This window comes from Streptomyces sp. JLBJ103 (genome assembly GCF_058215575.1).
This window is the reverse complement of sequence record NZ_CM177089.1, coordinates 5,638,499-5,664,318: the sequence shown is the minus strand read 5'-3', so window position 1 is coordinate 5,664,318 and position 25,820 is coordinate 5,638,499. Positions and strand designations below refer to the sequence as shown.

23 protein-coding genes and 2 pseudogenes are annotated in these 25,820 nt (G+C 67.0%); 17 read left to right on the top strand and 8 right to left on the bottom strand.

What is annotated here, in order from left to right; all coding sequences use genetic code 11:
- Positions 1-9: 9 nt before the first annotated feature.
- From AC4BEG_RS25085 to AC4BEG_RS25070, 4 genes are all read left to right on the top strand, one after another.
- Complete coding sequence (locus AC4BEG_RS25085; RefSeq protein WP_490702000.1) at positions 10-297, top strand: hypothetical protein; 288 nt, start codon at positions 10-12, stop codon at positions 295-297.
- Positions 298-310: 13 nt separating this feature from the next.
- A complete protein-coding gene (locus AC4BEG_RS25080; RefSeq protein WP_490701999.1) occupies positions 311-1,918 on the top strand; it encodes a hypothetical protein in 1,608 nt (535 codons plus the stop codon).
- Positions 1,919-1,979: 61 nt separating this feature from the next.
- Positions 1,980-2,267 carry a hypothetical protein gene (locus AC4BEG_RS25075; protein WP_490701998.1) on the top strand — a complete coding sequence of 96 codons (288 nt, stop codon included), beginning with the start codon at positions 1,980-1,982 and terminating at the stop codon, positions 2,265-2,267.
- Positions 2,268-2,313: 46 nt separating this feature from the next.
- Entirely contained in the window at positions 2,314-4,023 is a 1,710-nt protein-coding gene (locus AC4BEG_RS25070; protein WP_490701997.1) for a protein kinase domain-containing protein, read from the top strand.
- A 37-nt stretch (positions 4,024-4,060) separates the two neighbouring features.
- On the opposite strand, the gene AC4BEG_RS25065 is transcribed toward AC4BEG_RS25070, so the two are convergent.
- Positions 4,061-4,873 carry a helix-turn-helix domain-containing protein gene (locus AC4BEG_RS25065; RefSeq protein ID WP_490701996.1) on the bottom strand — a complete coding sequence of 271 codons (813 nt, stop codon included), beginning with the start codon at positions 4,871-4,873 and terminating at the stop codon, positions 4,061-4,063.
- A gap of 257 nt (positions 4,874-5,130) precedes the next feature.
- On the opposite strand from AC4BEG_RS25065, the gene AC4BEG_RS25060 reads away from it, so the two are divergent.
- A complete protein-coding gene (locus tag AC4BEG_RS25060; RefSeq protein ID WP_490701995.1) occupies positions 5,131-6,084 on the top strand; it encodes a helix-turn-helix domain-containing protein in 954 nt (317 codons plus the stop codon).
- Here AC4BEG_RS25060 and AC4BEG_RS25055 read toward each other — a convergent pair.
- The 3 genes and pseudogenes from AC4BEG_RS25055 to AC4BEG_RS25045 form a co-directional block, all read right to left on the bottom strand.
- Positions 6,039-6,923 carry a helix-turn-helix domain-containing protein gene (locus AC4BEG_RS25055; RefSeq protein ID WP_490701994.1) on the bottom strand — a complete coding sequence of 295 codons (885 nt, stop codon included), beginning with the start codon at positions 6,921-6,923 and terminating at the stop codon, positions 6,039-6,041. The two genes, AC4BEG_RS25060 and AC4BEG_RS25055, sit on opposite strands and share 46 nt — an antisense overlap.
- Before the next feature lie 40 nt (positions 6,924-6,963).
- Entirely contained in the window at positions 6,964-7,293 is a 330-nt protein-coding gene (locus tag AC4BEG_RS25050; RefSeq protein WP_490707180.1) for a peptidoglycan-binding domain-containing protein, read from the bottom strand.
- 246 nt (positions 7,294-7,539) lie between these two features.
- A pseudogene (locus AC4BEG_RS25045) lies at positions 7,540-7,647 on the bottom strand (peptidoglycan-binding protein); the annotation flags it as partial.
- Positions 7,648-8,038: 391 nt separating this feature from the next.
- Between AC4BEG_RS25045 and AC4BEG_RS25040 the strand changes: the two are divergent.
- Positions 8,039-8,431, top strand: coding sequence for a peptidoglycan-binding domain-containing protein (locus tag AC4BEG_RS25040; protein ID WP_490701993.1), 393 nt, complete (start codon positions 8,039-8,041; stop codon positions 8,429-8,431).
- Between the two features lie 191 nt (positions 8,432-8,622).
- Here the strand turns inward: AC4BEG_RS25040 and AC4BEG_RS25035 are convergent, their stop codons facing one another.
- Positions 8,623-9,087, bottom strand: a complete 465-nt coding sequence (locus tag AC4BEG_RS25035; protein ID WP_490701992.1) for an SDR family NAD(P)-dependent oxidoreductase — start codon at positions 9,085-9,087, stop codon at positions 8,623-8,625.
- Positions 9,088-9,157: 70 nt separating this feature from the next.
- Between AC4BEG_RS25035 and AC4BEG_RS25030 the strand changes: the two genes are divergently transcribed.
- The gene (locus AC4BEG_RS25030; RefSeq protein ID WP_490701991.1) at positions 9,158-9,328 is read left to right on the top strand and encodes a hypothetical protein; all 171 of its coding nucleotides are present in this window, start codon (positions 9,158-9,160) and stop codon (positions 9,326-9,328) included.
- A gap of 13 nt (positions 9,329-9,341) precedes the next feature.
- On the opposite strand, the gene AC4BEG_RS25025 is transcribed toward AC4BEG_RS25030, so the two are convergent.
- From AC4BEG_RS25025 to AC4BEG_RS25015, 3 genes and pseudogenes are all read right to left on the bottom strand, one after another.
- The gene (locus tag AC4BEG_RS25025) at positions 9,342-10,421 is read right to left on the bottom strand and encodes a DUF4184 family protein (RefSeq protein ID WP_490701990.1); all 1,080 of its coding nucleotides are present in this window, start codon (positions 10,419-10,421) and stop codon (positions 9,342-9,344) included.
- 471 nt (positions 10,422-10,892) lie between these two features.
- Entirely contained in the window at positions 10,893-11,396 is a 504-nt protein-coding gene (locus tag AC4BEG_RS25020; protein ID WP_490707179.1) for a DUF6338 family protein, read from the bottom strand.
- Positions 11,397-11,466: 70 nt separating this feature from the next.
- A pseudogene (locus tag AC4BEG_RS25015) lies at positions 11,467-11,838 on the bottom strand (DUF6338 family protein); the annotation flags it as partial.
- A 445-nt stretch (positions 11,839-12,283) separates the two neighbouring features.
- On the opposite strand from AC4BEG_RS25015, the gene AC4BEG_RS25010 reads away from it, so the two are divergent.
- From AC4BEG_RS25010 to AC4BEG_RS24965, 10 genes are all read left to right on the top strand, one after another.
- Positions 12,284-12,574, top strand: a complete 291-nt coding sequence (locus AC4BEG_RS25010) for an SseB family protein (protein ID WP_490701989.1) — start codon at positions 12,284-12,286, stop codon at positions 12,572-12,574.
- Positions 12,561-13,115, top strand: a complete 555-nt coding sequence (locus AC4BEG_RS25005) for a hypothetical protein (RefSeq protein ID WP_490701988.1) — start codon at positions 12,561-12,563, stop codon at positions 13,113-13,115. Before AC4BEG_RS25010 ends, AC4BEG_RS25005 begins: the two co-directional genes overlap by 14 nt.
- On the top strand, positions 13,112-17,470 hold the full coding sequence (locus AC4BEG_RS25000; protein WP_490701987.1) for a DUF6531 domain-containing protein: 4,359 nt from the start codon (positions 13,112-13,114) through the stop codon (positions 17,468-17,470). The genes AC4BEG_RS25005 and AC4BEG_RS25000 overlap by 4 nt, the downstream gene beginning before the upstream one ends.
- Positions 17,471-17,474: 4 nt before the next feature.
- Entirely contained in the window at positions 17,475-18,029 is a 555-nt protein-coding gene (locus AC4BEG_RS24995) for a hypothetical protein (RefSeq protein WP_490701986.1), read from the top strand.
- 942 nt (positions 18,030-18,971) lie between these two features.
- Entirely contained in the window at positions 18,972-20,393 is a 1,422-nt protein-coding gene (locus AC4BEG_RS24990) for a DUF6177 family protein (RefSeq protein WP_490701985.1), read from the top strand.
- Positions 20,394-20,479: 86 nt separating this feature from the next.
- Positions 20,480-20,866 carry a DUF6507 family protein gene (locus AC4BEG_RS24985; RefSeq protein ID WP_490701984.1) on the top strand — a complete coding sequence of 129 codons (387 nt, stop codon included), beginning with the start codon at positions 20,480-20,482 and terminating at the stop codon, positions 20,864-20,866.
- The gene (locus tag AC4BEG_RS24980) at positions 20,863-23,073 is read left to right on the top strand and encodes a CdiA C-terminal domain-containing protein (RefSeq protein ID WP_490701983.1); all 2,211 of its coding nucleotides are present in this window, start codon (positions 20,863-20,865) and stop codon (positions 23,071-23,073) included. The genes AC4BEG_RS24985 and AC4BEG_RS24980 overlap by 4 nt, the downstream gene beginning before the upstream one ends.
- Before the next feature lie 23 nt (positions 23,074-23,096).
- Entirely contained in the window at positions 23,097-23,582 is a 486-nt protein-coding gene (locus AC4BEG_RS24975; RefSeq protein ID WP_490701982.1) for a SitI3 family protein, read from the top strand.
- A 123-nt stretch (positions 23,583-23,705) separates the two neighbouring features.
- Positions 23,706-24,413: a DUF6177 family protein gene (locus AC4BEG_RS24970; protein ID WP_490701981.1), complete on the top strand. Its 708-nt coding sequence runs from the start codon at positions 23,706-23,708 to the stop codon at positions 24,411-24,413.
- Positions 24,410-25,318, top strand: a complete 909-nt coding sequence (locus AC4BEG_RS24965; RefSeq protein WP_490701980.1) for a hypothetical protein — start codon at positions 24,410-24,412, stop codon at positions 25,316-25,318. The genes AC4BEG_RS24970 and AC4BEG_RS24965 overlap by 4 nt, the downstream gene beginning before the upstream one ends.
- Positions 25,319-25,820: the final 502 nt, after the last annotated feature.

Genomic DNA, 25,820 nt, shown 5'->3' with positions numbered 1-25,820 from the left:
AACTGACTGATGCCACCGAAATACGATTTCGCCGCCGCCGAGCGGCTCAGTCAGCAGCTGTCGCAGCTCATCGACAAGCTCGAAGGATTCATCCAGCTGCGCAAGGGCCAGCGCGCGGCTCTCCTCGGTCATTGCCCCGGTGCCAAGTGGCAGGGCGCGAAGCGCGACGGATTCGACACAGACTTCACGCACCAGCAGACGGCGCTCACCGCACTCAAAGCCGCGGCCCGTGGAGTCCAGTCGCAGGTGGCCCAGGCGACTGAGGCGGCGCACGCCGCTGAGAAGACCAAGCAGTAGGTGCTACAGCGACATGGCCAACGTCTCCGCGATTCCGGAAAATCTCTACAGGTATTCCGATGCATGCACCAACGGTGCCGAGCAGTTGCAGACCTGGGTCCGTAGTGTGTTGGCGCCCACGCTCACCGCGTACCAAAATGGCGGCGGGTGCGTCTCGGCCATCGACTTGGACGTTGCCAGGCAGGTGGCGGTCGCGTACTACACCGACCGGGACGTGAGGACCGTCGGCTTGGCGTTCCTGCAAGCCGGTGGTGTTCTCGTACGGGGGCGGAACCAGCCGATTTTCTCCAACAACAAGGCCATAGACAAGGCCTTCAAACAGTTGCAGAACGAGGCCGCACGCCAGCAGGCAGAAGCCGCGCATCGCGTGCAGATCAATGCGGGGGCGGCGCTCGCCAAGCGCTTCATGAATGCCAAGCCCACCGAGGTCTCCGGCATCATCAAGCAACTCGCCAAGCACGGCAAGGACCCCTACTTCAGCGCGGGTTTCTACAACAACCTGGACGAACGCCACATCGAGACCGCCATGGCCGTCGGTGGCATTCCGGCCCTGGTGAGTGCCTACGCGATCGGCATACTGGACTCGAAGGTCTACAAAGCGGTCAACACACGGCTCACGAGGCCCATCCCCGAGGTCCGCTTCGCGGTGAGCCTGGACGACCACTACATGACCGCAGCCCAGAAGCTGCAGTTCCTGAACGGTATCGGCGCCAACCCGGTGGCAGCTCGGAACTTCGCCGACTCACTGAGCCCAGGTCAGCTTCGAAAGCTCTTCTATGGTCCCCCGTCGGAAATCCCTGGGCTGCGCGGCAGCCTGATCAACTCGCTCACGGTCGCGATGGGGCAGCAGCCGGGGCAGACCCAAGCACAAGCACTCCTGCACAAGATCTCGGTGGGCTTCTTCGGAGATGGAGCACCGAAGATGACGAGAAGTGAGTGGGAACCGCTGACAGGTCCCCTGAAACAACTCTATGTGATAGGTGTGCAGTACAGCACGGAAAGCCCGTCCCCTCCAGGGTCCTACCCTGATGCGATGGACGGGTGGGGAGAAAGCGCAGGACAGCAAGTCGGCGAGGCCATTGCTCCATTCCTGCATGCCGCAGACGACGCCGCCCCGAATCATGAACTGCTGAAGTCCATGATCCAAGGAGGGTACGCCAATGTGTGGTTCATGTTCACAGCCGCTCTCGAGCCGCCGGCCGGAGTGGCCGAGGTCGCCTACACCGCAGCGATCGGAGCACTACAGAGCCTCTACTCAGCTCATGATCCGGTTCAAGGGCTGCTTGACTGGGGGATTCCGGACGGCGAAGCCCCGAACGCGACACAACTCAACCAGCAGATCTCCCTCGCGGGATTCACCGTCGCACTCGGCAAGATGATCGACGGTAAGCAGATATACGACAACAAGACAGGGAAACTCGTAGAGTTCGGTAATGATCACGTCGCCAATCAGGAACTCATCAGACAGATCTTGAAGGACCAGCACTCTTACACGGCGGGAAAAGATCACGGAAAGGACCACGCGCCGACCATCTACGACCTGGCGAATAATTTTGGCAGCCGCGAGAAGGATCCGGCCCTGGACGCGCTCAGGTCGGGATACGAGCCCCCGAAGGAATAGATCACGAATTTGATCTTCCTTCCGATCAACCAGCAATAGGAAATGGAACAGGGGAAACACCATGTCCGATGACAAGATCTCAGTCGACGGCGCCGCACACGCCGCGAGCCGCAAGTTTCTCGGCATCATCGACGGCGGATTCCAGCACTCCATCACCCAGCTCTCCGCCGCCGGGAACGTCCTGAGTGACCCGAGCCACTGGAGCGGCCCGTACGCCGCCCAGTTCAGGTCCTCCTGGAGCAGCGCCCAGGCGGACCTGAACAAGATCAGGCAGTCCCTGGATGATTTCCAGCGGAAGTTCGACACGGTCCTGAAGAACATCTCCGAGGCCGGCGGCCAGCACCACTGACCATGGCCCGAGGGCGTCACAGCAGGAACTCCATAAGGAAACCCCCATGCCTGACATCGACCCCGCCCACCCCTGGACCGGAGAGCTGACCGCCGCCGACCTCGAACGGCTCGGCGCCGAGCCGCTGCGCCGGACGGACCCGGTGACCATCGGGCCCTACCGGGTGCTGGCCCGGCTGGGGGGCGGGGGGATGGGGCGGCTCTTCCTCGGTCGGGCCGTGGCCGCGGACGAGTCGCAGTCGGCCACGTACACGGCCCGGGACCTGGTGGCCGTCAAGGTGATCCGGCCGGAGTACGCCGAGGACACCCGGTTCCGCCGCCGGTTCGACCGCGAGGTCGAAGCCGTGCGGCGGGTCCACGGCCGGTACACCGCCGAGCTGCTCGGGTCGGGGTTCGACGAGGACGAGCACCTGTGGATGGCGACGGCCTTCGTCCCCGGCCTCAGCCTGGACGAGGCGGTGCGCCGGCACGGCCCGCTGCCCGCGCCCGTCGTGTGGCGGCTGGCGGCCGAGATCGGGCAGGCCCTCGCCACCATCGCCGCCGCCGGGATCGTCCACCGCGACCTCAAGCCGTCCAACGTCCTGCTGGCCGCTGACGGTGCGCGGGTCATCGACTTCGGGGTGGTCCACACCGCCAACGCCAGTGCGCTCACGGTGACCGGTCAACACGTCGGCACTCCGGCGTACATGTCACCCGAGCAGGCGGACGGCCGGCCCGTCGGCTCCGCGTCGGATGTCTTCTCGCTGGGCTCGGTCCTGGCACTCGCGGCGACTGGCCAGGCGCCGTTCGGCGAAGGATCGACCGGGGACGTCATCCACCGGGTGATCTACGATCCGCCGAGCGCGGATGTCGTCGACCGGGTGGCGGAGACCGCTCCGGAGCTCGCCGAGCTCGTACGGCGCTGCCTCGACAAGGACCCTGCCGCCCGGCCTTCCCCGGAGCGGGTGACCGAGATCGCCCGCGAACGTGATCCGGCCGGAGAATGGCCGTATCCGGTTGCGGAGTTGATCGCGTCGCGCGCGGGGTGGAGTGGCCGGTCGGCCGCTGTGTCGCCCATGGAGCAGTTGACGGTCCTGCGGCGGGGCGCTCCTCAGCGTACGGTCAAACAGCCCGGTCGCCGGAAGAGCCGGCGGGCGATGGTCTTGGGAGCGGCCGCGACCGTGGTGGCGGTGGTCGCGGTCGTGGTCGCCTTCATCATCCCGGGGAACGGGGCGGGGAACGGGTCGGTGAACGGGGCGTCGCAGGCGGCGCACCCGAAGGTCTCGCGTGCCGGTGTCCGTGAGGCGTCACCTGCCGTCTCGCACACGCCCAGCCCGACGCACCGGGCCAAGAAACACCGGGCGCCGAGCACATCGGCTCCGCTTCCGCGGACGCCTCCCGATGCGGACCCGCCGGGCGGCGGCGGAGGGGACACGGCGCCCACCCGCGCGGCCAGTAACCCGAAACCGCAGACGCAGCCCACCAAGGTCATCACCGTCACGCCGAAGCCGTCGCACAAACCCCCGAAGTCACGGCCGTGGACATCGTGTCGCTACTACTCGGGGACCGCCCTCACCAAGTACGGCGACCGCGGGGACCGCGTTCGTGAGGTGCAATGCATTCTGAAGGCTCGCGGAGACAACATCGGCCCGTACGGCGTCGATGGGGATTTCGGGGACGATACACGGCTGGCGGTCAGGGATTTTCAGCGGCGTCACCATCTGCACGTCGACGGCATGGTGGGGGAGGACACCTGGCCGGCTCTTCGAGGAGCCTGAGGTGATGTGCCGGTATCTGCTGGCCCCTTGCGTACTTCTAGTCCCACTGCGTACAGAGACCCTTCGCACAGGCACGCACCCATACGCCATGACCGGCGGGAAGGTGGACGGTTCGGTGGTAGCGCGTGACCTTACCCGGTGTCGCAGCAGCGAGATCGATGGTCTGCGAGCAGACATTGGGATGATTGGAGACGCAGAGCTGGACCGTGGCATTTCCCGTGCTGTCCGGGTTCTTCACGTACCCGGTCACCCTCGCCCTGGCTGATTTCCAGCAGACTTTCCCTGTGGTGTACGCATGGATATTCGCGTAGTAGTCGCGGCACCCGGTCGTCGGAGGCTTGGCAGTGGTCGACCTGCCGAACCATGCATAGGCCAGGACCGCGGACAACGAAATGACCATTCCCAGGCCGGTGAACAGGATCACGCGCCGCCAGATGCGGAACGGTCCGGGTCCGTGCGGCCGATGAGTTGACGCGTCGCCGACCGGCATCGGTGGTTCCGGATCCGCCGCACGCCGCGGCGCGGTCCCGGGAGGTGGGTCGGCTTTCCGCTCCTCCATGGCCGCTTTCAGGGCATCGTCCCAGAATTCCAGCAGTGGCCCGGGGTCGGCGCCGCACGCTTGCGCGATGTCCTTGACCGCGTCGCGACCGGGAAACAGCTTGCCATTGACGTAACGCTCGAGCGACGCCTTGCTGTAGTGGGTCCGGGTTTCCAGCCGGGCGAAGCTCAGTCCCGACGTCTTCTTGATGCGCCGCAGTTCGGCCACCAGTTGCCGTCCGGCCGGGGAGGCCAGAGCAAGAGTGCCTTCGTGAGGCAACCCTTTCGGCGCGTCAGCGTTCGCCACCCCCATGCCATTTCCCCCCGTATGTCCTATCTTGTGGCGAGATCCCGAGTGTGTGGCGTCTCAGGACGTCCCATGGGACGCCGGATCCCTTCCTGGGCCGGGCCAAGCCGTCAAGAGTGTAGAGGCAAGCGCTTCGCACGGGCGGCGAACGTGAACCCACGCGGTGAGCGGGCTCGCTGTCCCCGGGGAAGTCCGAAGTCTCGGTTGCACGAAAGGCACTTACGGTTTTGAAAACGTACGACACCTGTGTGGATTCCCACGGAATGAGGGTGCTGGACCTTGGCCAGGTGCGTATTTCGGTGGTGAAGCCCCTCGCGGTGGCACGGGAACGAGAGCAGGAACGGGAACGGGAACGGGAACGGGAATACAGTGCGTTCCTCCAGCCCAACCCGGGTACATGGCTCATCGTGCTCTCGTTCCATCAGGAGCGGTCGTCGTTCCGGGGGCGTGCGGGAAAGCATCAGGAAGCGACCGCCTTTGTCCTGCGGGAGGAGACACAGCCACTCGACCTGTCGCTGCTCGGCCGGGAAGAGCCGGAACAGGCGGTGGTTGTGCAATTGCCGTGCAGTGCCGTCCCTGTTCCGGTGTGTGCGTCGCGAAAGCTGACGCGGGGGCCGGTGCCGCTGAGGAACGGGCCCGGGGTGGTTCTGGCCCGGTTCCTGGAGGGAGTCGCCGACCAGTGCGCGATACTGGAATCTGCACCTGCCGGACGCCTCGGTTCGGCCGTCATCGACCTCTCGGCCCTGTTTCTCATCAGCATGGTGGACCGGCGGGAGGTGATTTCCTCTTCGCCGAAGGCGGAACTCATCAAAGAGATCAAGAGGTTTGTCATTCAGCACCTGAACGAGCCGCGACTGTCTCCCGCGCTGATCGCTGCCGAGCATCACATCTCCGTGCGGTATCTTCAATATCTCTTCCAGCAGGATCAGCGAACGGTCAGTGGGTTCATCCGCCAACAGCGGTTGGAACGCTGTCGCGCCGATCTGGCGGACGCGTCCCATGCCCGCCGGACGGTCGGGGAGATCCGCGCCCGATGGGGATTTCAGGATGATGCGGTGTTCGGCAGGGTCTTCAAGAAGACCTATGGGATCTCTCCCGGCGAGTACCGCAAGGGGCGGACTCACGTTCCCGGGCCCCGAGCCACAGTTGCGGGCAATGCCGTCGCGCCCCCTCACGTCGGGGCATCGGCGCCTTTGAAGCATTCCCTGCCGGGTTGATGAGCGGACGGGTAATAGCAGGCACGAAGGCGTGCGGGATGAGCCGCGGAGATCATGGCAGTGGTGACCGGGCCTTGGTCCGACGGCAAGGTGGTCACCACGGCGCTCTGGCGGTGTCCTCCCTGCCCGGTGATCTCGATGCGGAAGCCTTCGTGCGTGGGCCGGGTACGGATCCACCCCGCCCGACAGCTCGGGCTGAGGCGGATTTCGAGACGGGTGCCGTCATCGGCCGTGTGCGATGCCACGGTGATGGGGTCCTCGCAGGCCGTGGTACGAGGGTTACGGCCTTCGCAGGACCCCAGTTGGCAGACAGGCGGGCGCGCGCGTGACACCCGGGTGGCACCGTGTGACATGTGGTACGCGGCGGCCGGCGTGATCATTGCCGCACATGCGAGCAGGACGCCGGCCGTAGCGGTTCGAGGCCGTCTGGTGATGAAGACAGAGGCCGCCAGGAGCGCTCGGTACAACGGCCCGGGGCGCCGCCGCTCAGCGGTGGGGGACGAGCGGACGCGGTCGGCCGCGATGCTGTGCTCGCGGCCATCGCGGCCATCGCGGCCACTCCAGGCCGCATCCGCCAGGGCCCACCGCGCCAGGATTCCGGAGTCGGTGTCCCCCACCACCCGGCTCAAGGCTTCGACGGCGTGGCGCGGTGGGAACTGCTTCCCGTTGAGATACCGCTCCCAGGACGATTTGCTGATGGCCGTCGCTTCCGCCAACTCGGCCAAGTTCAGGCCGCTACGGACCTTCAGCTCCCGCAGCTCGGTGACCAAGTTCGCGTATGCGGCGGGCAAGGTCGGTGGCAGTTCGCGCCAGTGGGATGTCCTCCGCGAGTTCTTCACGGTCCGGGCTCCTCCTTGTCCCCCTTGTCCGGCCGGGCGTTCACTCCACATGGCGCAGGAGTCCCCACGTCTCCTCCCCGACGACGCCGTCGGCGGGCACGTGGTCCTGCCGCTGTAGCCGCTTGACCTGCGCTTCCGTATGTGATCCGAAGTATCCGTCGACGTCTCCCGGGGACAGCTTGTGGCGCCGGAGCAGACACTGCACCTCGGCCGTGTCGGGGCCGGTGTTGTTGAGCTTGACCACACGGGATGTGGTGGTGCTGTTCCCGGCGAACAGCAGGTCGTCGCGTCGGCTGTACGTACAGGTGTACTTCCCGACATCGGCGGTGGCCACCGGTTCGCTCGCGGCTTCCCGGTGTCGGGCGTCCATGACCAGCAGTACGGAAACGACCGCGGAAAGCAGGAGCGCACCCGCGGCCACGGACAACGCCGCGACCCGTATCCGTGGCGCCTCGGATTCCGGCGTACCGTGCGCCGTATCGCTTCCGACCGTGGCATCGGCGTCCGAGGCTGTGTTCCAGGTCCTTTCGGCCGCGTCCCGCAACCCCAGTAAGGCTGCGGCATCCTCGCCCGCGATCCTTGCCATGGCTTCGACAGCCGCCTCGGGAGGCAGGACTTTGCCATTGAGGTATCGCTCCCATGACGAACCGCTGAAGGGCGTCTTCGCCTGGAGCGATAGCAAGCTGAGCCCGCTGCGGTCCTTCAACAGTCGTAGCTGTCCCACGAACCGCCGCCCGTTCGAGTCAAGTGACGGGGGCAACGCTCTCCATCTCACTACGTTCCCTCTCCGCAGCACCAGTCCTCGAGCCCGGAGCCCGGAGCCCGGAGCCCGCCCAAAGTCTCCTCCTGTCCGGCTGATCGTGGAGAGGTTTCGCCGCCGTTGTCCCACTTCCAGGCGCCAGATCCGGACATCACGTGAGCGGACGTGGATTTTCCCAGGATCACGTCGGGACCACGACGAGTTCGCAGGTGGCCGCCCGGGAGGTCCCGGGACATCTCCGGTTGCTCATCTCGGCTGGTGAAGCGCCACGTCGCCCAAGCACAGTGATTCCAACCGTGGGTCATCAACGCCCCGGAGTCGCCTGCGCACCTGTCCCGACGAAAGGTACTGACTGATGTACATCCGCAAGGCTGTCGTCGCATCGGCCGCGGCGCTCGCCCTGACCGGCATGTCGATCGTCCTCGCTGATTCGGCCATGGCTGCCGGCGTTGCCTCGCCGACGTCCAACGCCGCGCAGTCCTACAGCTGCGCCAGGACGTACTACAGCGGTACGGCCATCACCGAATCCGGTGACACCGGAAACCGGGTTATCGAGGTGCAGTGCCAGCTCTACCACCGCGGATTCCTCAGCGCCGGACAGGTGGACGGCATCTTCGGAAGCATCACCTACAACGCGGTTCTCCGCTTCCAGAGGCAGTTCAACAACATCTGCCACGGTGGCCTCTCGGTCGATGGCGTCGTCGGCTCATACACCTGGGCCGCGCTGCGCTCCGCCTGCCCGAGCTGAGCCGCGCCGCCACCGGCAGAGCCTTGTCCGGCGCCCGCGTCACGATGGCTGCATTCGGGTGCGCACGACGGCCCTGAACAGGGCGTTTGTCCCGGTCAGGGCCATAATGGCGGACGAGTCGGCCGGTACGCCGGGTTTAGAGGGCATCTGGCCGTGAGCCCGGTGGTCTTCGGCGGCGCCGACGCGGGCGGCTACCGCCTGTCCCGATGGGCCGCCGCGACCTGGTTGATGGTGCGCTCGGCACTGGAGCCGCGCTGCGCTTTCTCCGCGAGGCCGGGGAACTGCCCGGCAATGGCGCTGAGCACCTTCAACTCGACCGGCGCGACATTGTCTTCGCACAGATCGCGCTCGACGGCCCGGACCACCCCGGCCACCACCTGGTCCGGGGAGACCATGCGTACGCCGGTCGGCGGGGTGGCGCCCGTGGCGGCGAACATGCCTACGTCGCGTACGGCGCCGGGCTGGACCAGCGAGACCCCCACCCCCGTGCCATGCAGGTCCTGCCCGAAGGAGAGCGCGAAGCCGCGCAGTCCGAACTTGGCCGCGCTGTAGAGCGAGGAGTACTTGGTGGCCGTCTTCCCGGAGATCGAGCCGACGAGGACGATATGGCCCCGGCGCTGCTCGACCATCCGGGGCGCGAGCGCGTGGGCCAGCATGATGGGGCGCGCAGGTTCACGGTCAGCGCGCGGTCGATCTGCTCGGGCGTGTAGTCGAGGAGCTCGCCAGTTGGTCACCCGGATCTTCACCGGCCTCGGGGTACCCGGCGCCGAGCGGCTGGCGAGCAGCGCCGTCGCGCTGGTCTTCGGACTGCAACTGCGCAGCCTCGCCACCGGTCAGCCCGCCGAGGAACTCGTCGATGCCCTGATGGTGCTGGCACGCGGGGCGCAGCACGTCTGACCCGCGCCTCGGTCTACCCCGCCCTCGCCGAGCAGCCCGGCACGGTGCAGCAGGCGCAGGGGCCGGCGGCTCCCCGGCTGGTGTCACTCGGCGCCGGACTCCGTCCCCCCACGGCGGACGGGACACCCGACGAGGACGCCGACGAGGGCACCGACGAGGACGCCGACGGGGACACCGTCGAGTCTGCGGATCCGCTCCCGGGACGCGGCAACGGACCCGTGACGCCGCCGCGGGCTGCCCCGGTGCGACACGTACGGCGGTGGACCAGCCGCACGGCCACCCCGTAGAGCACCAGCCCGAGGGTGAGTCCCGCACCCGCGCCGAAGAGCACGGTCGGGAGGTAGCCGAGCCAGTGCGCCGCGGGACCGTTAACGGCGCGCACCCGCATCACCCGGTGCACCGCGCCGGCCAGTACGCACAGCACGACCGGGGCAGTCAGCAGCAGCCGCAGCCGTACGGTCAGCACCGGTACCGCGGACGCCCCGGACGCCGCGGCCCCGGACGCCACGCCGCCGCGGGTGCCACCGCCCCACCCCCGCAGGATCGACCACCCGAACCACCCCAGTGCCGCCGCCGCGAGAGCCGAAGTGCCGTACTGCACGAAGGTGTAAACGGGCAGGCCGCCCACCACCTGGTTCAGGCCGGGCACCAGCCGGGTGCCCCAGCGGCCCGGGTGGGTGAAGGCGTCCCAGACGACATGCGTCGTCGCCCCGAGCACCGCGGAGACCACGAACCAGGCCACCAGGGTGAGGAGTTGGCGGAGACCCTTGGGCCGCCGGGGCCGGCCGCGGACGAAAGTGTGGACCGGGCTCTGCCACGCCCGGGGCAACAAGGCGATCAGCGGCTCGCGCACCAGCAGCCAGCCGCCGACCAGGGCCGCGGTGACCAGCACGTCCACGGTCAGCACCCCCAATGGGGCGTGGGTGACCTCACCGAAGGCCATGGCGCCCGGGATCAGACTGTCGGCGTAGTACGTCATATCCGGTGCGAACGATCCCGCCACGAGCGCCGAGGCGACCAGCTCACCGCGTGCCGTGCCGGTCCGCCGGAGCGCCGGGAGCACGGCGGCGGCATGGCTGAGTGTGAAGGGCATGCACCTCTCCTCGATCGGTTCTGATCATTATGTGTTCGATGGACGTGGTGGATGCCGGGCCCGAGCTGTCGGAGGGCAGTCCCTGCGTGAGGGGCCCCGCGGTCGCCGCGGAGGGAGCGCGGATGCCAACTCCCGTCGGCCACCCGCGTTGCTTCCCCGAGTTCGCCACCATGCTTGGCCGGCATGAACCGCGTCATCGCCAGCGCTCGATCGCCTCCTGGCACTGACGACGTACGCCTCGAGGACGCGCTCCCAGTGCGGCGGGGTGTCGGCAGCGGGGTGATCAGTCGAGGCCAGTTGAGGGCTCTTCCAACAGGGGGCTGGGCCCGGCCGCCGGTGAGCAGGAGCAGGGGTTCGGTGGTGGGCAGGTCAGGGTGTCGGTGATGAGGTAGCCACCCGGGCAATGTCGTCCGTACGGGAGTGCTCAGCCCGAACGGACGCAGCGTCGTGGCCGACGAGCATGTCGAAGACTCACCCAAGTACGCGATGTAATGGGTAAGTTGATCCTGTTACTGGCGTTCGTTCCACACGGAGAGCGCGTGTGGAGGTGCGCAGGGGACAGTACAAGCCGACGGGGGAGCGATGACGCAGACGGTGAACGCCACGCGGCGTGACGTGGACAGGGCTCCGACCGCCGATGCACGGGACCGCATGGTCGTCTGCGGCCGGATCTCCGCGTGAGGCCCGAAGACGCCGCGCGCCGTATCCTCCAGCAGGCCGAGCGCGCGGACGCCGGGCCCGGCGGCCTGGAATGGTTCCTCGGGCCGGAGGCCGTGGCGGCGGCCGACGAGGTGCGCGGTGGCATCGTCCTGTCCAACGGGCAGATGTGGGCGCCCGCACGTACACACCCGCGGTGCCGGACACCTTTCCGAGGAACCTGCCGTCGGCCCCCATCCGGTACTGCGCCTGTAGATAGAGGTCCCCTTGCTGCGGATACGCCGAAACGGCCGACCGTGAACCGAGCCACCCACCCACCCACCCACAGACCGCTTTTGAGGCGCATCCGGACGAAGCAGGACCCGCGATCACGGAAGAGGGCGTCCCAGGCGGTCGGCGTTGGCTCGTACCGCGCCCGTGCGTGCCGCCTCCGCCACACGGCCTCCGCCCAGGCCAGCGCGGTCGGCACGACGACGATCAGGAGCAGTGCGGCGAGACCCGCCTGGCGAGGCTGCCGCAGCACCCTGGCGAAGGGCCCGTCTCCCCTCCCGGCCAGCAGCCGCACCAGCCACGGCCCCGCGACCACCGCGTAGAGGGCGTCGAGCAGAGCTCCGGCGGCGATGGCGCGCACGAGCCGGTTCTGCGGCTCCTGCTCTGTGACGAGGGGACCGCGCAGCCGCTCCCGCACGGCCTGGTAGAAGACGCCGGGCAGCACGAGGACAAACAGGATGGTCAGCTGCTGCACCGTTCCCGGAACCATCGTGTTGCTGCACCCCCGTGCTCAGTCCGTCGTCCGTATCGTTGCCGCCTCATCAGGATGACGTACGGGAGGCCCGCGTCAGGAGCCTGTTGAAAAGTTGGCGACGCCAAGAGGACAGCGTCCAACCGCCGGAATAAGTACCGGTCTACGCGCCGCTGCTACGACCAGAACTCTGCGGTGGAGCTCACCAGGGAGCAGCTCATCCAGGACCTGGCAGCCGATGCGCGCAAACCGGCTCGACGCCTGCCGCGCTCAAGGCGGCCGGGCCACATCCGCCGAAGCAGAGCCGGTGGGAGCTCAACCGGAACGTGTCGGGAGCCGTCGCCCCTTGACGATAGGCCGTCACTTCTTTCTCGTCGGCTTCCGGTGGCCGCCAAACGTGTCGATTGCTCAGAGTGTGGCTCGCCCATGCGAAACTGCTGTCATGTTCGGGGGAGGGTACATCTTGGGTTCGCTCGAGCGCCATGACAGGCCAAGGTTGGCCGACTTTGTGCGTCAGGAAGCCACGAAGCAGATGTCGGAAGTCGAGAACTTCGCGGAACTGCGTTCCGCGCGTCTGTACTTCCAGCGGCCGGACGAGCCGGGCTTTCTGGTCTCCGAGACAGAGTATGGCTCGGTGGTTCCGGAGGGGACGCCGACGGTGGTGGATCCGCTGAAGCCACGGACGTTCGTCCTTGATGCGGAGTCCTCGCAGATGGCCGGGAAGCGGGGGGAGCGGGTCGGTGTCGGGGGATGACAAGGGTGGTTCGGCGGCGGATGGTCCGAAGCCGGGTGATGGCTACCGGGTGGAGATCGATTCGGTACAGAAGGTGCTGACGCCGCTGGAGGAGTCGGTCGTCGCCGCGCGGAAGATCAAGAAGGACTGGAAGACGCTGGCCGACAGCATCGGGACCTCCGCCGACTTCGACATCTACGACTCCTCGGAGAAGTTGCTCTCCGCCTGGGGGTTCGGCATGGGGCGGGTGGCCGAGCACGCGGACACGGTGGTGCAGACCCTCCGGCAGGTGATCGCCGCCTATATGCTCGCCGACCTGCTGCGCATCAAGGACTTCGCGCCGACCGAGGACAACATGGCCAAGCTCCCCTTCGGCGAATACGGCATGAAGGCGTGGAAGGACGGCTACCGGCCGAAGTTCGATCCACCGCCGGAGATCTACAAGGAACCGTGGCTCGACGATGACGGCACCACCGTCACCGGAGACGTGCCCACCAACCCGCGGCTTCGCTACGACGGCGGCTGGGAAGTCGACGGCGGTTCCAAGGGAGTGACCGCATGACCCAGAAGGACGCGACCGAGGGCGGCTCGACCGAGCGCATACCCCCCAACGCCAAACCCTCCGATGTCATCCCCGGCAGCCCCACCGACGTCGAAGACCTGGCCGTCAAACTCCGCGCCTACGCGGGCGCGTTCCAGGACGGGGTCGAACAACTCGACGTGCTGTCCCTGATGAACTGGACCGGTGCGGCGTCGGAGGGATTCCAGGGCGCGACGGAGAAGCTGCCCAAGGAGCTGGGCTCGGCCAAGACCTACTTCACCTCCGCCGCCAGTGCGCTGGATTCCTATGCGGGAAAGCTGCGGTCGGTACAAAAGCGCGTCAAGCCCATCATCGACGACGCCGATGACGCACGGGCGGCATCCAAGCGCTACTGGCAGCAGGTGAAGGACTACGCCGACGCGGAGGACCGCAAGGACGATCCCCTGCCGGAGAAGCCCCCGGAGGACGATCCGGGGATGGCCGCTCTGAACGCCTGCTACAAGCGCCTGGACAAGCTGGAGAAGGAACTCAACCTCGTCGTCGACACGGCCAAGCGCACACTCGACACCGCCAAGGAGAAGGCCCCGGACAAGCCCCCGGCTCCCAAAGGCGTGGACTACCTCAAGCAGAAGTGGGGGGACTTCTTCGGCGGCGCGAAGGACACCGCGCACGGGTGGTACAAGGAGTTCGAGTATCTCGTCGAGGACGGGCCCCAGGGGGCTGGGCTGCGGCTTGCGGGCATGGCAGACGGGGCCGCCTACGCCGTGGACCACCCCAAGGAGTTCGCCAAGGCCGTCGTCAACTGGGACGAATGGCAGCGCAACCCCGCCCGCGCCGCCGGACAACTCACCCCCGACCTCCTCCTGGCACTGGCCAGCGGCGGCACCGGCGCCATCCGCCGGGGTGGCAACGTGGCCAAGAACGCCGCACAACGCCTCCTCAACCGCGAACGCGCCCTCAGCCGAGACGGCAGCGCCCGCAAACGCACCGACAGCGATCCGAACAAGAACAACACCTGCAACACCGACCGGTGCACCACCGGTGAGCCCATCGATGTGGCGACCGGCGAGATGGTCATGTCCGCCACCGACGTCACCCTGCCCGGAGTACTGCCACTGGTCCTGGAGCGGCACTACGTCTCCGGGCACCCGTGCGGCGGCTGGTTCGGCCGCACCTGGGCCGGCACCCTCGACCAGCGCCTGGAGATCGACGACGCGGGCGTCGTCTACATCACCGACGACGGCATGCTCCTCACCTACCCGATCCCCGAGCCCGGTGTCCCCACCCTTCCCACCTCCGGTCCTCGCTGGCCACTTCGCTGGGACGGCAAACCGGACGGCACCTTCACCATCACCACCCCCGAACACCACCGCACCCTCCACTTCGCCCCCCTCCCGGCAGGCGGCCGGGAACTGGCCCTGACCGCGATCACCGACCGCACCGGCGAAGGCGACCGCATCACCATCACCTACGACGAGCAGGGCGCACCGACGGAGATCACCCACTCCGGCGGCTACCGCATCGCCATCGACACCGATCCGCAGCTGCTGCGCATCACCACCCTCCGTCTGCTCCACGGCGCAGAGCATCAGCACAGCACCCCCCTGATCTCATACGGCTACAGCGAAGCCGGAGACCTGAGCGAGGTCATCAACTCCACCGGACTGCCGCTGCGTTTCCAGTACGACGACGCACACCGCATCACGTCCTGGACCGACCGCAACGGCACGACCTACGCCTATGTCTACGACCATCGCGGCCGCGTCCTGCGGGGCATCGGCCCGGACGGCATCCTCTCCGGCCGCATGCACTACGACAACGGGACCCGAACCAACCGCTACACCGACTCCCTCGGCAATACCACCACCTACGTCTGCAACGAGGCATACCGGGTCATCGCGGAGACCGACCCGCTGGGCAACACCACCCACACCGAATGGGACGACAACAACCGTCATCCCATCGCGGTCACCGACCCATTGGGCCACACCACCCGCTACCACTACGACGACCTCGACCGCCTGATCGCCGTCGAACGCCCCGACGGCACGAGGGCCGAGGCCGCCTACGACGACCGCGGTCTGCCCCTGGAGATCCGCGAGCCGAACGGCGGCACATGGCGCCACACCTACGATGACCGCGGTGCGCGCACCTCCACCACCGACCCCACCGGCGCCACCACCCACTACACCTACAACGGGTCCGGACACCTGTCGACAATCACCGACGCACTCGGGAACACCACCCAGGTCACCACCAACGCGGCCGGCCTCCCCATGGCCATCACCGACCCCCTGGGCAACACCACCCGCGCCCGCCGAGGCCCACACGGACTGGTCACCGCCGTCACCGACCCCCTGGGCAACACCACCCGGCAGGGCTGGACCCTCGAGGGCGAACCCGCCTGGCGCGAGGGACCAGACGGAGTCCGTGAGGTGTGGCAGTGGGACACCGAAGGCAACCTCGCCCGCCACACCGACCAAGCCGGACACACCACCACTTACACCCACACGCACTTCGACCGGCCCGCCACCCGTACCGATCCCGACGGCGCGCAGTACGCCTTTGGCTACGACACCGAACTGCGGCTGACCACCGTCACCAACCCTCAGGGCCTGACCTGGACCTACACCTACGACGGGGCCGGACGACTCACCTCCGAAACCGACTTCAACGGTTGCACCCGCACCTACGAACACGACGCCGCCGGCCACCTCACCGCCCAAACCAACCCACTCGGCCAAACTCTCCGCTATACCCTCGACCCAGCGGGACAGCCCATCACCCAGCGGGACGAGACCACCGGTGAAGAGACGACCTACGCCTACGACGTCCACGGCGCCCTCATCCGCGCCACAAACGCGGATGCCGAACTGGTTCTGGAACGCGACCTGTTGGGCCGCCTGGTCGCGGAGACCGTGAACGGCCGCACCACGACCTACGGCTACGACGCGGCGGGCCACCAGACCCATCGTTCTATGCCCTCCGGCCTGATCTCCACTTGGACCTACGACCCCACAGGCCGCCCCGCAACGCTCACCACCGCCGACAACACCCTCACCTTCACCTACGACGCGGCGGGCCGCGAAACTCAGCGGGCCATGGGAGCTGCCACCCTCACCCAGGCGTGGGATTCAACGGATCGCCTGGCGGCCCAGTCGGTCTCCTCCCCGGATGACCTTCTCCAACACCGCACCTACACCTACCGTCCCGACGGCTACGTCACCAAGATTCGCGAACTGGCCACCGGCACCAGGCACTTCGCCCTCGGACGGACGGGTCGCGTCACCGGCGTACAAGCTCACGGATGGTCCGAGACCTACGCCTACGACACAGCCGGCAACCAAACCCACGCCACAGCCCCAGCACATGACTCAGGGGGCGACCGGGCATACAGCGGCACTCTCATCCGCCGTGCGGGCCGCACCACCTACGAACACGACGCCGCCGGTCGCCTCATCCGCAAAGTCCGCACACTCCCGAGCGGTCAAACTCGCTCGTGGACCTACACCTGGAACGCACAGGACCAGCTCACCAAAGCCACCACTCCGCTCGGCGAGGAATGGACGTACGCCTACGACCCCCTGGGGCGCCGCCTCACGAAAACCAGCCCGGACGGAACACCCCTGACCTTCACCTGGGACGGCACCCGTCTCGCCGAGCAGGCCACCCGCGACGGTGCCACCACCACCTGGAACTACAGCCCGGACACCCACAGCCCTCTGACTCAAACTCACCGCGAACTGGACACCACCCGCCACTACGCCGTCATCACCGACACTGTCGGCACCCCCACTGAACTCCTCACCCCCGACGGTCGTTTGGCCTGGCAACACCGCACCACCCTCTGGGGCACCGCCCTCCCCATCCCACCCGTCGGTGAGGGGAGCGTCGACTGCCCCCTACGCTTCCCCGGCCAGTACGCCGACCCCGAAACCGGCCTGAACTACAACCACTTCCGCTACTACGATCCCGAAACCGCCCGCTACCTCACCTCAGATCCGATCGGTCTCGCCGGTGGCTACGCGCCCCACAGTTACGTTCCCAACCCGTTCATGTGGCTTGACCCTCTCGGACTGTCCCTCCTCGACGTCAGCAAGAACGGCGTGCACATCGTCGTGCACGAGTACGACGTCGACAAGCCGGCGCACGCGCATGTCACCGGTGGCGGGGGCCGCGAGGTCAGGATCGGGCCGAACGGCCACCCGCTGGACAACCAACCGGAGCTGACGGGCCGACAGCGACAAGTGGTGGAACATTACAAGACAGAGATCAGGAAAGCTGTCAGGAAGCTCGGCAGGCGAAATCAGGCGGAGGAGCAGGCTGAACGGGAGCGGCGCGAGGCCGCCAAGAACCAAACTTGTGGCAAGGGATGAAGCGATGACATTGCATTCGGATGTGGCCGAGTTGCTGGCGGGGGCCGGCATCGTCGACGTGGACGTCGACGATGCCGTCGCGGACGAGCACGTCCGATCGTCCGCCTACCAACGCGTCGTCTCGGTAACCGCTTCCTCGCGGAGCCGCGACCGAGACCGCGAGATCGTGGCCACGATCCTGCGCGACCCCATCGACATGGTGTCCAAGACGGCGGTGGTCGACCTCGTGGACAGGATCGCGATGAAGGTGACCGGTCCCGCCGAGTTCCGGCAGTGGTCGGCCGAACTCCTGCCGGAGATCGACCAGCTCAAGACGGAGGCGTACCGCGAGTTCATTCGCCGCCGCATCCACGACTGGCTGGTCTACCTGTCCATCAAGGGTGGTCATATGCCGACACCGGCCGAGTTGGCGAAGGTCACGGACTGGATGCAGCGCGTCCTCGCCAAGGAGTCGACGTCGCCGACGGTACTCGCCCTGCTCGCCGAGTCAGCCAGAACCAAGAAGACACGAAACATCGCGAAGGACCGAGCCGGAAACCGCAAGCTGAGAACGGAATGAGTCGGTAGTGGCAATTGGCAGGTACGCCGACTGCCTCACCCACATGAACGGCGTCATGTCTCGCTGTCCAGTCTCTCGTGATCAGTGGCCAAGCGCTCCTCGCGGTGGGCCTGCGCGGTCCGGTCGCTGATCACCGACGTGAGTAGCTGGGTGCCGATGTGCCCGTACGCTCGATCCTTCCACGTCTGGAACTCCGGCTCTGGCCGCTGCTGGGTGCCGCGAGGCGAGCAACCGCTGCAGGCGGGCCTTCTGCTCCTCCGTCAGCTGCGGGGCGTCGTCACCCTGCAGACGGCCCACCGCAGTGGGCTCTCTACTACCACGAGATGCGCGTCAACGACGTGTGGTACAGCGTCGACCCCGCGCCGCCTCGCCCGCGTCTACGCCAATACTCACGCCCCACTGAGCGGCACCGCCTGTGGGGGCGTACGTCGTTCGAGCAGGGTGTCGCCCAGCGCGACGCCCGGCTACACGTCCCGCCCCGCCGACGACATCGCGTCGGCTTCGGCCGACCTGCTGCCGCCCCAGCAGGGTGGCTTCCCACGAGCCTGCGACTGGCTCACCACGCAGACGTCGGGGCGTGCATGGAGTGGGCCCAAGACTCCGTCCCATGGCTTCACCTGCATATGCGCCTCCAGAGTCCTGTTCTTGACGCGCCGTGATCTATGGTCGTGATCTATGGTGGAGGCGGGGCTCCGGGGGAAGCACCGCTCCGGAGAAGGGCGTCAATGCATGCGGTGCGGTTTCGTGACCGGGGGGCGGGCGCATGAATTTCGACGCGAGCGGAATCGGATCGGCAACGCTCCTGAGGGCAGCCTGTATTCCTTGTGGTGAGCTGGACGTCGGCCACAACAGTCTGGCTCAGCTGACGGCAGGCAGGAAGCACAGCGTCGTCGGCTGCCGCACCCCTTGGCACGGACCGTCCGACAGCCACGAGGCCGCGTCGTGACGAAGGACGTCATCGCTCTGACCAACCAGTTGCCGGACCCGCCGACCATCGCGGCCGCTCTCCTGTCGGGTGGACCTGACCTGCGTTTGCAGACCCTCGGCGAGGGGGCAGTGGTGCAACTGACTGATGACGATGGGCATCCGCTGGTCTCCATCGAGTCCCCGATGCTGCTTGCCGTGCCGCACGAAGCGCAGCGTCTTCTCGGCGTGCCGACGAATCAGTTGGGCGAGTCGGCGTGGTGGACGGAGGTCCGTGCGACGATCGCCACGGACCAGGCGCAGCGCCTTGCCTCGGTAGTGGCCGGACGCCTGGTCGCCATGCTGGGCGGCACGCTGTGGCCACCGGAGGCCGCGGTGGAGGGGATCGACGTCGTGGACACCCACGGCGTGCGGGCCTCTTCCCCGCCGCACCCTGAGCAACCGGCGGTGGATGTCCTGACCGACACCACAGCGGTCCTTTTTCAGGACCGTCCGGTTCTCGCGTTGTCCTCCTGGCTGGGGAATGCGCTGCTCTCCGCTGGGGCGGAGGACCGCCAGGTGCAGATCGTCACCCCGCCCCATACGCTGCTGACGCTCCCCGCCCGCCTCGCACTGGCTGAAGTTCAGGGTCGCTGGGTGGTACGGGAGGAGACCGGGCGCTACTACGACGGTCTGACCGGAGCGGTGTTGTGCTGGCAGGGCGACTCCTTCGCGCCCCTCACGACCAGCTCCCACGAGACCGGTGGAGCCGACACGGCGGCGGCTTTCGCCCCCGTGCCCAACCCGGACGAGCGTCAGCTGCTGCTGTCCATCCGTACCTGTCACCCGGCCGATGAACACCTGGTGCTCGGCGGGGCGCTGGAGGCCGCCTGGCGGCACCTGGCCGGGGCCACTCCGGCCGCCTGGGGCACGGCCGAGCCGGCCGGCCTGCCCTGGTCCCGGCTCAACCTGACCGCCTTCGCGCGGGAACGCGCCCCCCGGCCCACTCGGCTGGTGGTTGTCGGCGCGCCGGACCGTCCGGCCATCGCCACCCTGCACGCCCTGCGTACCGCGGACGGGGTGGAAGAGGACATCACCCTCGGGATCGGCTACGGCAAGGACGAGGAGCCACCTTTCGACGCACTCGCCGGCCTCGCCGATGACCTGGCTTCCCACCACAATCTCCGTTCGGCCCTGTTCCATGTGCGGACCGGGCGGCGGGACGTGAACGCTCCGGCGAGTTTCGAGACACCGCCTATCCCGCTCGCCCTGGCGCTCGGCCCGGCCGAAGCCCGAAGGACCGGTGCCCGAGGTGACAAGGTCCCGGTTCCCCAGCCGCCGCGGCCCATCGGAGCGCGACGCGGAACAGGCCGGTACTTCTGCCTGGGTGAGGTCGACTCCCCGGCCAACTGGGCAACGTTGCGTTCCCTCCTGGAGCATCTGCGCAGCCAGGACGCATAGCGCAAAGGACCTTTCACAGCGGACATCAGTGGCATAAGGCGGAACGCGTTCGACTCGGCGTGCTCCGGAGGGGAGTCGGGGGGATCATGACGAAATGGAACATCGACGCGGCGGGCGTGGGCCGCATCGTCGGGGAAGCCGGACGCACCGCCGGGCATTTCAAGGGCGAGCTCACGTCCATCAGCTCTCATCTGGAGAGCGCGATGAAAGCGGCCGGGACCTTGGACTTCGGGGGCGAGAGCGAGACGCCTGAGGTCGGCCTGGTGGGCGTGACCCTGGGGCAGTACGCCTCGGCCCAGCAGTCGGACCTCGCCTTCATCGTGGCCCGCGCGGACAAGTCGCTACAGGGCGCCGTGGACGCCACGGAGGAATACAACAAGGGGGATTTGGACATGGCGGCCAACGCGCAGGATGAGGCACTCAAAGCGCCCTACATCGATCTCGACAGCCCGGGGAAGAAGGGCGCCAAATGATCGACCCCCATGCCATCCCCCAGTTCAAGGGCGACTTGGAGCAGTTGGAGAAGGATGCTTCCGCACTGAAGAAGCAGGCGGGAAAGTTCCGCACCACCGGCGCCGACGTCCACTCCAAGTTCCAAAGCCTGTCCGGTGTCTACCATGCCCCCGAGGCGCAGCAGCTCTTCGACACCACCGCGCCCGTGCGCGATATGTCCGACGTCATCGCCGATGACCTGGAGAAGATCGCGGCAGCGCTGTCGGCCTACGCCGACGAAGTCCGCCCCATCAAGAACACGTTGCGGCGGCTCAAGCACCGGGCCGCAGCCTTTGTCGAGAAGGTCAAGGACGACGAGCACTGGAAGGACGACGAGAAGAAGATAGCCGAGCACTCCGGCCTGCTGCACGAGGTGAATGTCGCCGTGGCGGCCTTCCAGGCGGCCGAACGACGCGCGGCCAACAAGATCGGCGACCGCTTCTTCGGCTCCACCCACTACACCGTCGACGACGGCTCGGGTAAACGGGGTATGTACGGCTACCGGGCCGGTGATCTGGACAAGGCGAAGGACCTGCCTTGGGGCACCCCGGAGAAGGAGACCCACCGGGTCTGGGAGCTTGATCACTGGGCTGCCAGCGCGGCCAAGGGATTCGGCATCGACGGTTTAGGCGGCGACCTCGACGGGCTCGCCACCCTCGTCGGCTGGCACGGAGGCGACAAAGCCTCCCAGGCATGGGGGCAGTTGGGGGACGCCTTCAGCGGCCTCGGCCAGTACACGACCTGGCCGTATGACTGGGCGATGTCCAAGACCATCGGCGGGGGCAACGGCGACAACGAACAGAAGAAGGCATTCCGCGAGGCCCTCAAAGGCTTCGTGGCATGGGACGAGTGGGACAAGGACCCGGTCCGTGCGGGAGGTCAGGTCCTCTACAACCTCACGCCCTTCGGCATAGCCTCCAAGCTAGGAAAAATGGCCAAGGGCAGCCACCTGGCAGAGGTCACGAAGGTCACAAAGGTCGCCGATTCCCTCACCGCCGGCACCAGGGCCGCCCGCGCCGCACTCCCGAAAGCCTCCGAGGTGCTGGCGGCCGTCAAACGCCTCCCTCACTGGGGCGATGCACCTCACCTGGACCGCACCGTGGACGCCGCGGACGACCTGGCCCACCCGCGCGACGCGGGCGTACGCCTGCCGGACCGGGACGGCCGGCCTCCGACGGTCCTGGACCACGACGGTCACCTCCGCCACGCGGAAAACGGCGAGATCCTCCACCACATCAACGACGCCAGAAAAGAAACCGACCACCCCCAGCAGTCCCTGCCCGAAGACCACCCCGCACACGAACGAGCACCCGAGCGCGAGAAGGCCACGGTCGGAGCCGGCGCAAACCACCAGCCACCACGCGCCCACGCACACACCGGCGACGGCCCCTCCGCCCACCACGAGCCTTCCACCGGCCGGCACGGCGGCGGCCCCGGTGCCGGCGGGCACGATGGTCCGTCGACCGGCGGACACGGCGACGGCGGGCACAACGGCCCGTCGTCCGGCGGCCACGGTGACGGCCCCTCCGGCGGCCACAGCGATGGCTCCTCCGGCGGGCACAGCACAGGCGGACACCACGGCCCGTCAACCGACAATCCTGGCAGCGGACCTGACGCTCCTGCACACGACGGGGCTAGCGGTGGTGACCACGACGGCCCTGGTACCGAAGGTGGCTCTGGGGACGGAGCGGACGGCGGCAGCCACGCCCCCTCCGAGGGAGGGGGTGGAAGCAAGGGAGCACCCAACGACCTCGGTCACACCCTGCCTCAGCGAGACCCCGACCCAAATGCCAAGGCGCAGGGCAATCCAGAGTCCATATCCAAGAAGGCAGACCCTGAGACCCGCCGTGCGCTGAGCCGTCAGAACGAGGCGGCCGACAGGTTGGCCCAGCATGGCTACGACGTCGAGCATGCGCCTCAAGTGCCCGGGAGCAGGAACCCTGACTATAAAATCAATGACAAGGTCTTCGACTGCTATTCGCCCAGCAGCGGCAACGCCCGCAACATCGCCAGGGAGATGGAGAAGAAGGTCGAAAAATTGCAAACTGAACGTGTCGTGCTGAACTTGACGGACAGTTCCGTCGACGTGTCCAAGATGTACGTCCAGTTGCACGACTGGCCAACCCCAGGACTCAAAGAGGTAATTGCCATCGACAAAGAAGGCAACGTATTGCACCTCTTTCCCTAGAACTTGCGAGAAGGATAATCCGCATGTCAATTTCCTACAGTCTCGACATGGCAGCGACGGAGAAAACCGCGTTGCAGGTCGCCTGGCAAATGTGTGACGTAGCCCGGTCTCTAGATCTGTTCGACGCGTCAGTCACCCCCGAACTGCTAGTAGACGAAGGTGCGGTGACCACGACTGGGCTGTGGCTTCGCGTGGGTGAAGAGAGATCAGATCCGCGGCACCCTGTGCTCACCGATCTCGGGTTTAGTCCGAACGTATCCGTAATGTTCGAACTCGCCAGATCAAGTGAGCACTCCGACCAGCAGGACGAAATGATCAGACTGGCGTCCCGCCTACTGGACCGGGTCGCCGGCGATGCGGTGCTGCACTTCCAGTTCGAGGTCATCTGGCTGCTGCGCCGTTCAGGCGAAATGAGTCTGAATGAGCGGGACGACCTGTGGACCCCGCACCGGCTGGCTGCGGTCTCCCGGCCCTATCGACGCACCACGCACGTGTTTTCCGACGAGTGACCATCAACAGGCCCTGCCCAGGCGCTGAGCTCTTATCACCGGTAAGCACTCCGCTCCCGGGCCGGGCCGGCGACCAGCTCCCGCGAGACCGGTGGAGGTGGCACGGCGGCGGCTTTCGCCCCCGTGCCCAACCCGGACGAGCGTCAGCTGCTGCTGTCCGTCCGTACCTGTCACCCGGCCGATGAACACCTGGTGCTCGGCGGGGCGCTGGAGGCCGCCTGGCGGCACCTGGCCGGGGCCACTCCGGCCGCCTGGGGCACGGCCGAGCCGGCCGGCCTGCCCTGGTCCCGGCTCAACCTGACCGCCTTCGCGCGGGAACGCGCCCCCCGGCCCACTCGGCTGGTGGTTGTCGGCGCGCCGGACCGTCCGGCCATCGCCACCCTGCACGCCCTGCGTACCGCGGACGGGGTGGAAGAGGACATCACCCTCGGGATCGGCTACGGCAAGGACGAGGAGCCACCTTTCGACGCACTCGCCGGCCTCGCCGATGACCTGGCTTCCCACCACAATCTCCGTTCGGCCCTGTTCCATGTGCGGACCGGGCGGCGGGACGTGAACGCTCCGGCGAGTTTCGAGACACCGCCTATCCCGCTCGCCCTGGCGCTCGGCCCGGCCGAAGCCCGAAGGACCGGTGCCCGAGGTGACAAGGTCCCGGTTCCCCAGCCGCCGCGGCCCATCGGAGCGCGACGCGGAACAGGCCGGTACTTCTGCCTGGGTGAGGTCGACTCCCCGGCCAACTGGGCAACGCTGCGTTCCCTCCTGGAGCATCTGCGCAGCCAGGACACAAGCGCAAAGGCTCTTGCCATCTACAATGGGACCTACTCGCCATGATGTGCAACATCTTTCTCGTTGATAGCTATGGCCCGGATGTCATGGCTGAAGCTCTCGCGGAAATTCTCCAGGTCCCGGTGAAGGAAGTGGATGTCGCCGACGCCAATGGTGATCAGGAAGATCGGCACTGGGATGCGCTGGTGTCCTGCGAATACTCGCATGTCCACGGCAACGTGTCCCTTTCACTGGACATCTATGTTCAGGACCCAGTGAAACAGCAGCCCACGGAAGCTCAGTTCTCCGCGTGCCTCGCTCGGCGGATCGGGACGCCCGTTCTCTATTCGCCGCAGGAGAGCCCCGTCAGCGCGCACTCTCTGGTCACCCCGGAAGGACTGGTGACCAGAGCCCGACTTGATGAGACGGACGATGATGAGCCTTCGTTCACAATCACGGCGGTTGAAGCATTCGTCGAAAGTTTGCCGGACGTTCCAGTAGCGCATCTGCCAGAAGTAGTGCGCGAGAAGAAAGTTGCAACGCCGCTCTCTGATTCTTTTGCGGAAGCCTTCAAGGCTCTGGCGGATTCTGACGGGGAGCCGGGGCGCTCGGCCATCACGGCCGAGGTGGCTGAGCTGGCACGCGTCGCTAGATCCCACCTGGGCGCATGGGAGAAGCTGGCCCGGCGTGCTGAGAGTAATTGGGGACCATCTGGTTGGTTTCCCTTGGAGTTCTACCGGGAAGCGCTCGGCTATCGGGATGATATCGAAGGGTACCTGCGCCAGCTCCCGGAAAGCGTGGCTTCGCTGTACAAGCGGTACCTCGACAAGGCCGACAGCCTCTATAAAGATCTGACCGTCGAAGACAAGGAGCATTTTGTCGTTGACGGCCGTGCTGAGCCCAGCGCTGGCTCGGCGCAAAAGGCCTGGTGGTGGTATCGCCGCCCCGATCCCATGCCGTGGGAATCGTGACCAAAGACTGGCAAGTAGAGCGTTCTCACGACACCAAGGCCGCCCCTCACGGAAGCCACCTTCAAGGACGTGGACCACTTCGCGAAGAGGACCGGAGCGTCTTTCGAGCTACGCTTTGACGATGACTCCTTCGCCATTCCAGCCAACGGCCAAGTCTACCCGTAAGGAATCCCCACATCCTTCTTGATGCGTGCACCCGGGGAATGTGCCTCTTGGGAATGGGAATTGGACCACTTCGCGCCGCCTGGCCTGGCGTCCGCGTTGAGCGCAGCGGCGCGCATGTCCGCGCTGCTACGGGATCACAGCCTCTTGGAGCCAAGCCAGGTGGAATAGCTCTGGTTCGTCTACGGCGTCGGCGGCGTCGGCATCAGCATCGCATCAGCATCAAGACGACGCTCCCCGTGATGGGGCCGCTCGACCCTGCCGACCTCACCCAGCGAATTGAGCGAAGCCAGCCTTCGGGCTACCCGGATGCCCAGGTCGGAAACCTCACTGTCTTCGG

Excerpts from the sequence above, each read along its gene's own strand:
- AC4BEG_RS25085 (WP_490702000.1), top strand. The coding sequence starts at position 10 with ATGCCACCGAAATACGATTTCGCCGCCGCCGAGCGGCTCAGTCAGCAG.
- AC4BEG_RS25080 (WP_490701999.1), top strand. The coding sequence starts at position 311 with ATGGCCAACGTCTCCGCGATTCCGGAAAATCTCTACAGGTATTCCGAT.
- AC4BEG_RS25075 (WP_490701998.1), top strand. The coding sequence starts at position 1,980 with ATGTCCGATGACAAGATCTCAGTCGACGGCGCCGCACACGCCGCGAGC.
- AC4BEG_RS25070 (WP_490701997.1), top strand. The coding sequence starts at position 2,314 with ATGCCTGACATCGACCCCGCCCACCCCTGGACCGGAGAGCTGACCGCC.
- AC4BEG_RS25065 (WP_490701996.1), bottom strand. The coding sequence starts at position 4,873 with ATGGGGGTGGCGAACGCTGACGCGCCGAAAGGGTTGCCTCACGAAGGC.
- AC4BEG_RS25060 (WP_490701995.1), top strand. The coding sequence starts at position 5,131 with ATGAGGGTGCTGGACCTTGGCCAGGTGCGTATTTCGGTGGTGAAGCCC.
- AC4BEG_RS25050 (WP_490707180.1), bottom strand. The coding sequence starts at position 7,293 with ATGGACGCCCGACACCGGGAAGCCGCGAGCGAACCGGTGGCCACCGCC.
- AC4BEG_RS25040 (WP_490701993.1), top strand. The coding sequence starts at position 8,039 with ATGTACATCCGCAAGGCTGTCGTCGCATCGGCCGCGGCGCTCGCCCTG.
- AC4BEG_RS25035 (WP_490701992.1), bottom strand. The coding sequence starts at position 9,087 with ATGCTGGCCCACGCGCTCGCGCCCCGGATGGTCGAGCAGCGCCGGGGC.
- AC4BEG_RS25025 (WP_490701990.1), bottom strand. The coding sequence starts at position 10,421 with ATGCCCTTCACACTCAGCCATGCCGCCGCCGTGCTCCCGGCGCTCCGG.
- AC4BEG_RS25000 (WP_490701987.1), top strand. The coding sequence starts at position 13,112 with ATGACCCAGAAGGACGCGACCGAGGGCGGCTCGACCGAGCGCATACCC.
- AC4BEG_RS24995 (WP_490701986.1), top strand. The coding sequence starts at position 17,475 with ATGACATTGCATTCGGATGTGGCCGAGTTGCTGGCGGGGGCCGGCATC.
- AC4BEG_RS24985 (WP_490701984.1), top strand. The coding sequence starts at position 20,480 with ATGACGAAATGGAACATCGACGCGGCGGGCGTGGGCCGCATCGTCGGG.
- AC4BEG_RS24980 (WP_490701983.1), top strand. The coding sequence starts at position 20,863 with ATGATCGACCCCCATGCCATCCCCCAGTTCAAGGGCGACTTGGAGCAG.
- AC4BEG_RS24975 (WP_490701982.1), top strand. The coding sequence starts at position 23,097 with ATGTCAATTTCCTACAGTCTCGACATGGCAGCGACGGAGAAAACCGCG.
- AC4BEG_RS24965 (WP_490701980.1), top strand. The coding sequence starts at position 24,410 with ATGATGTGCAACATCTTTCTCGTTGATAGCTATGGCCCGGATGTCATG.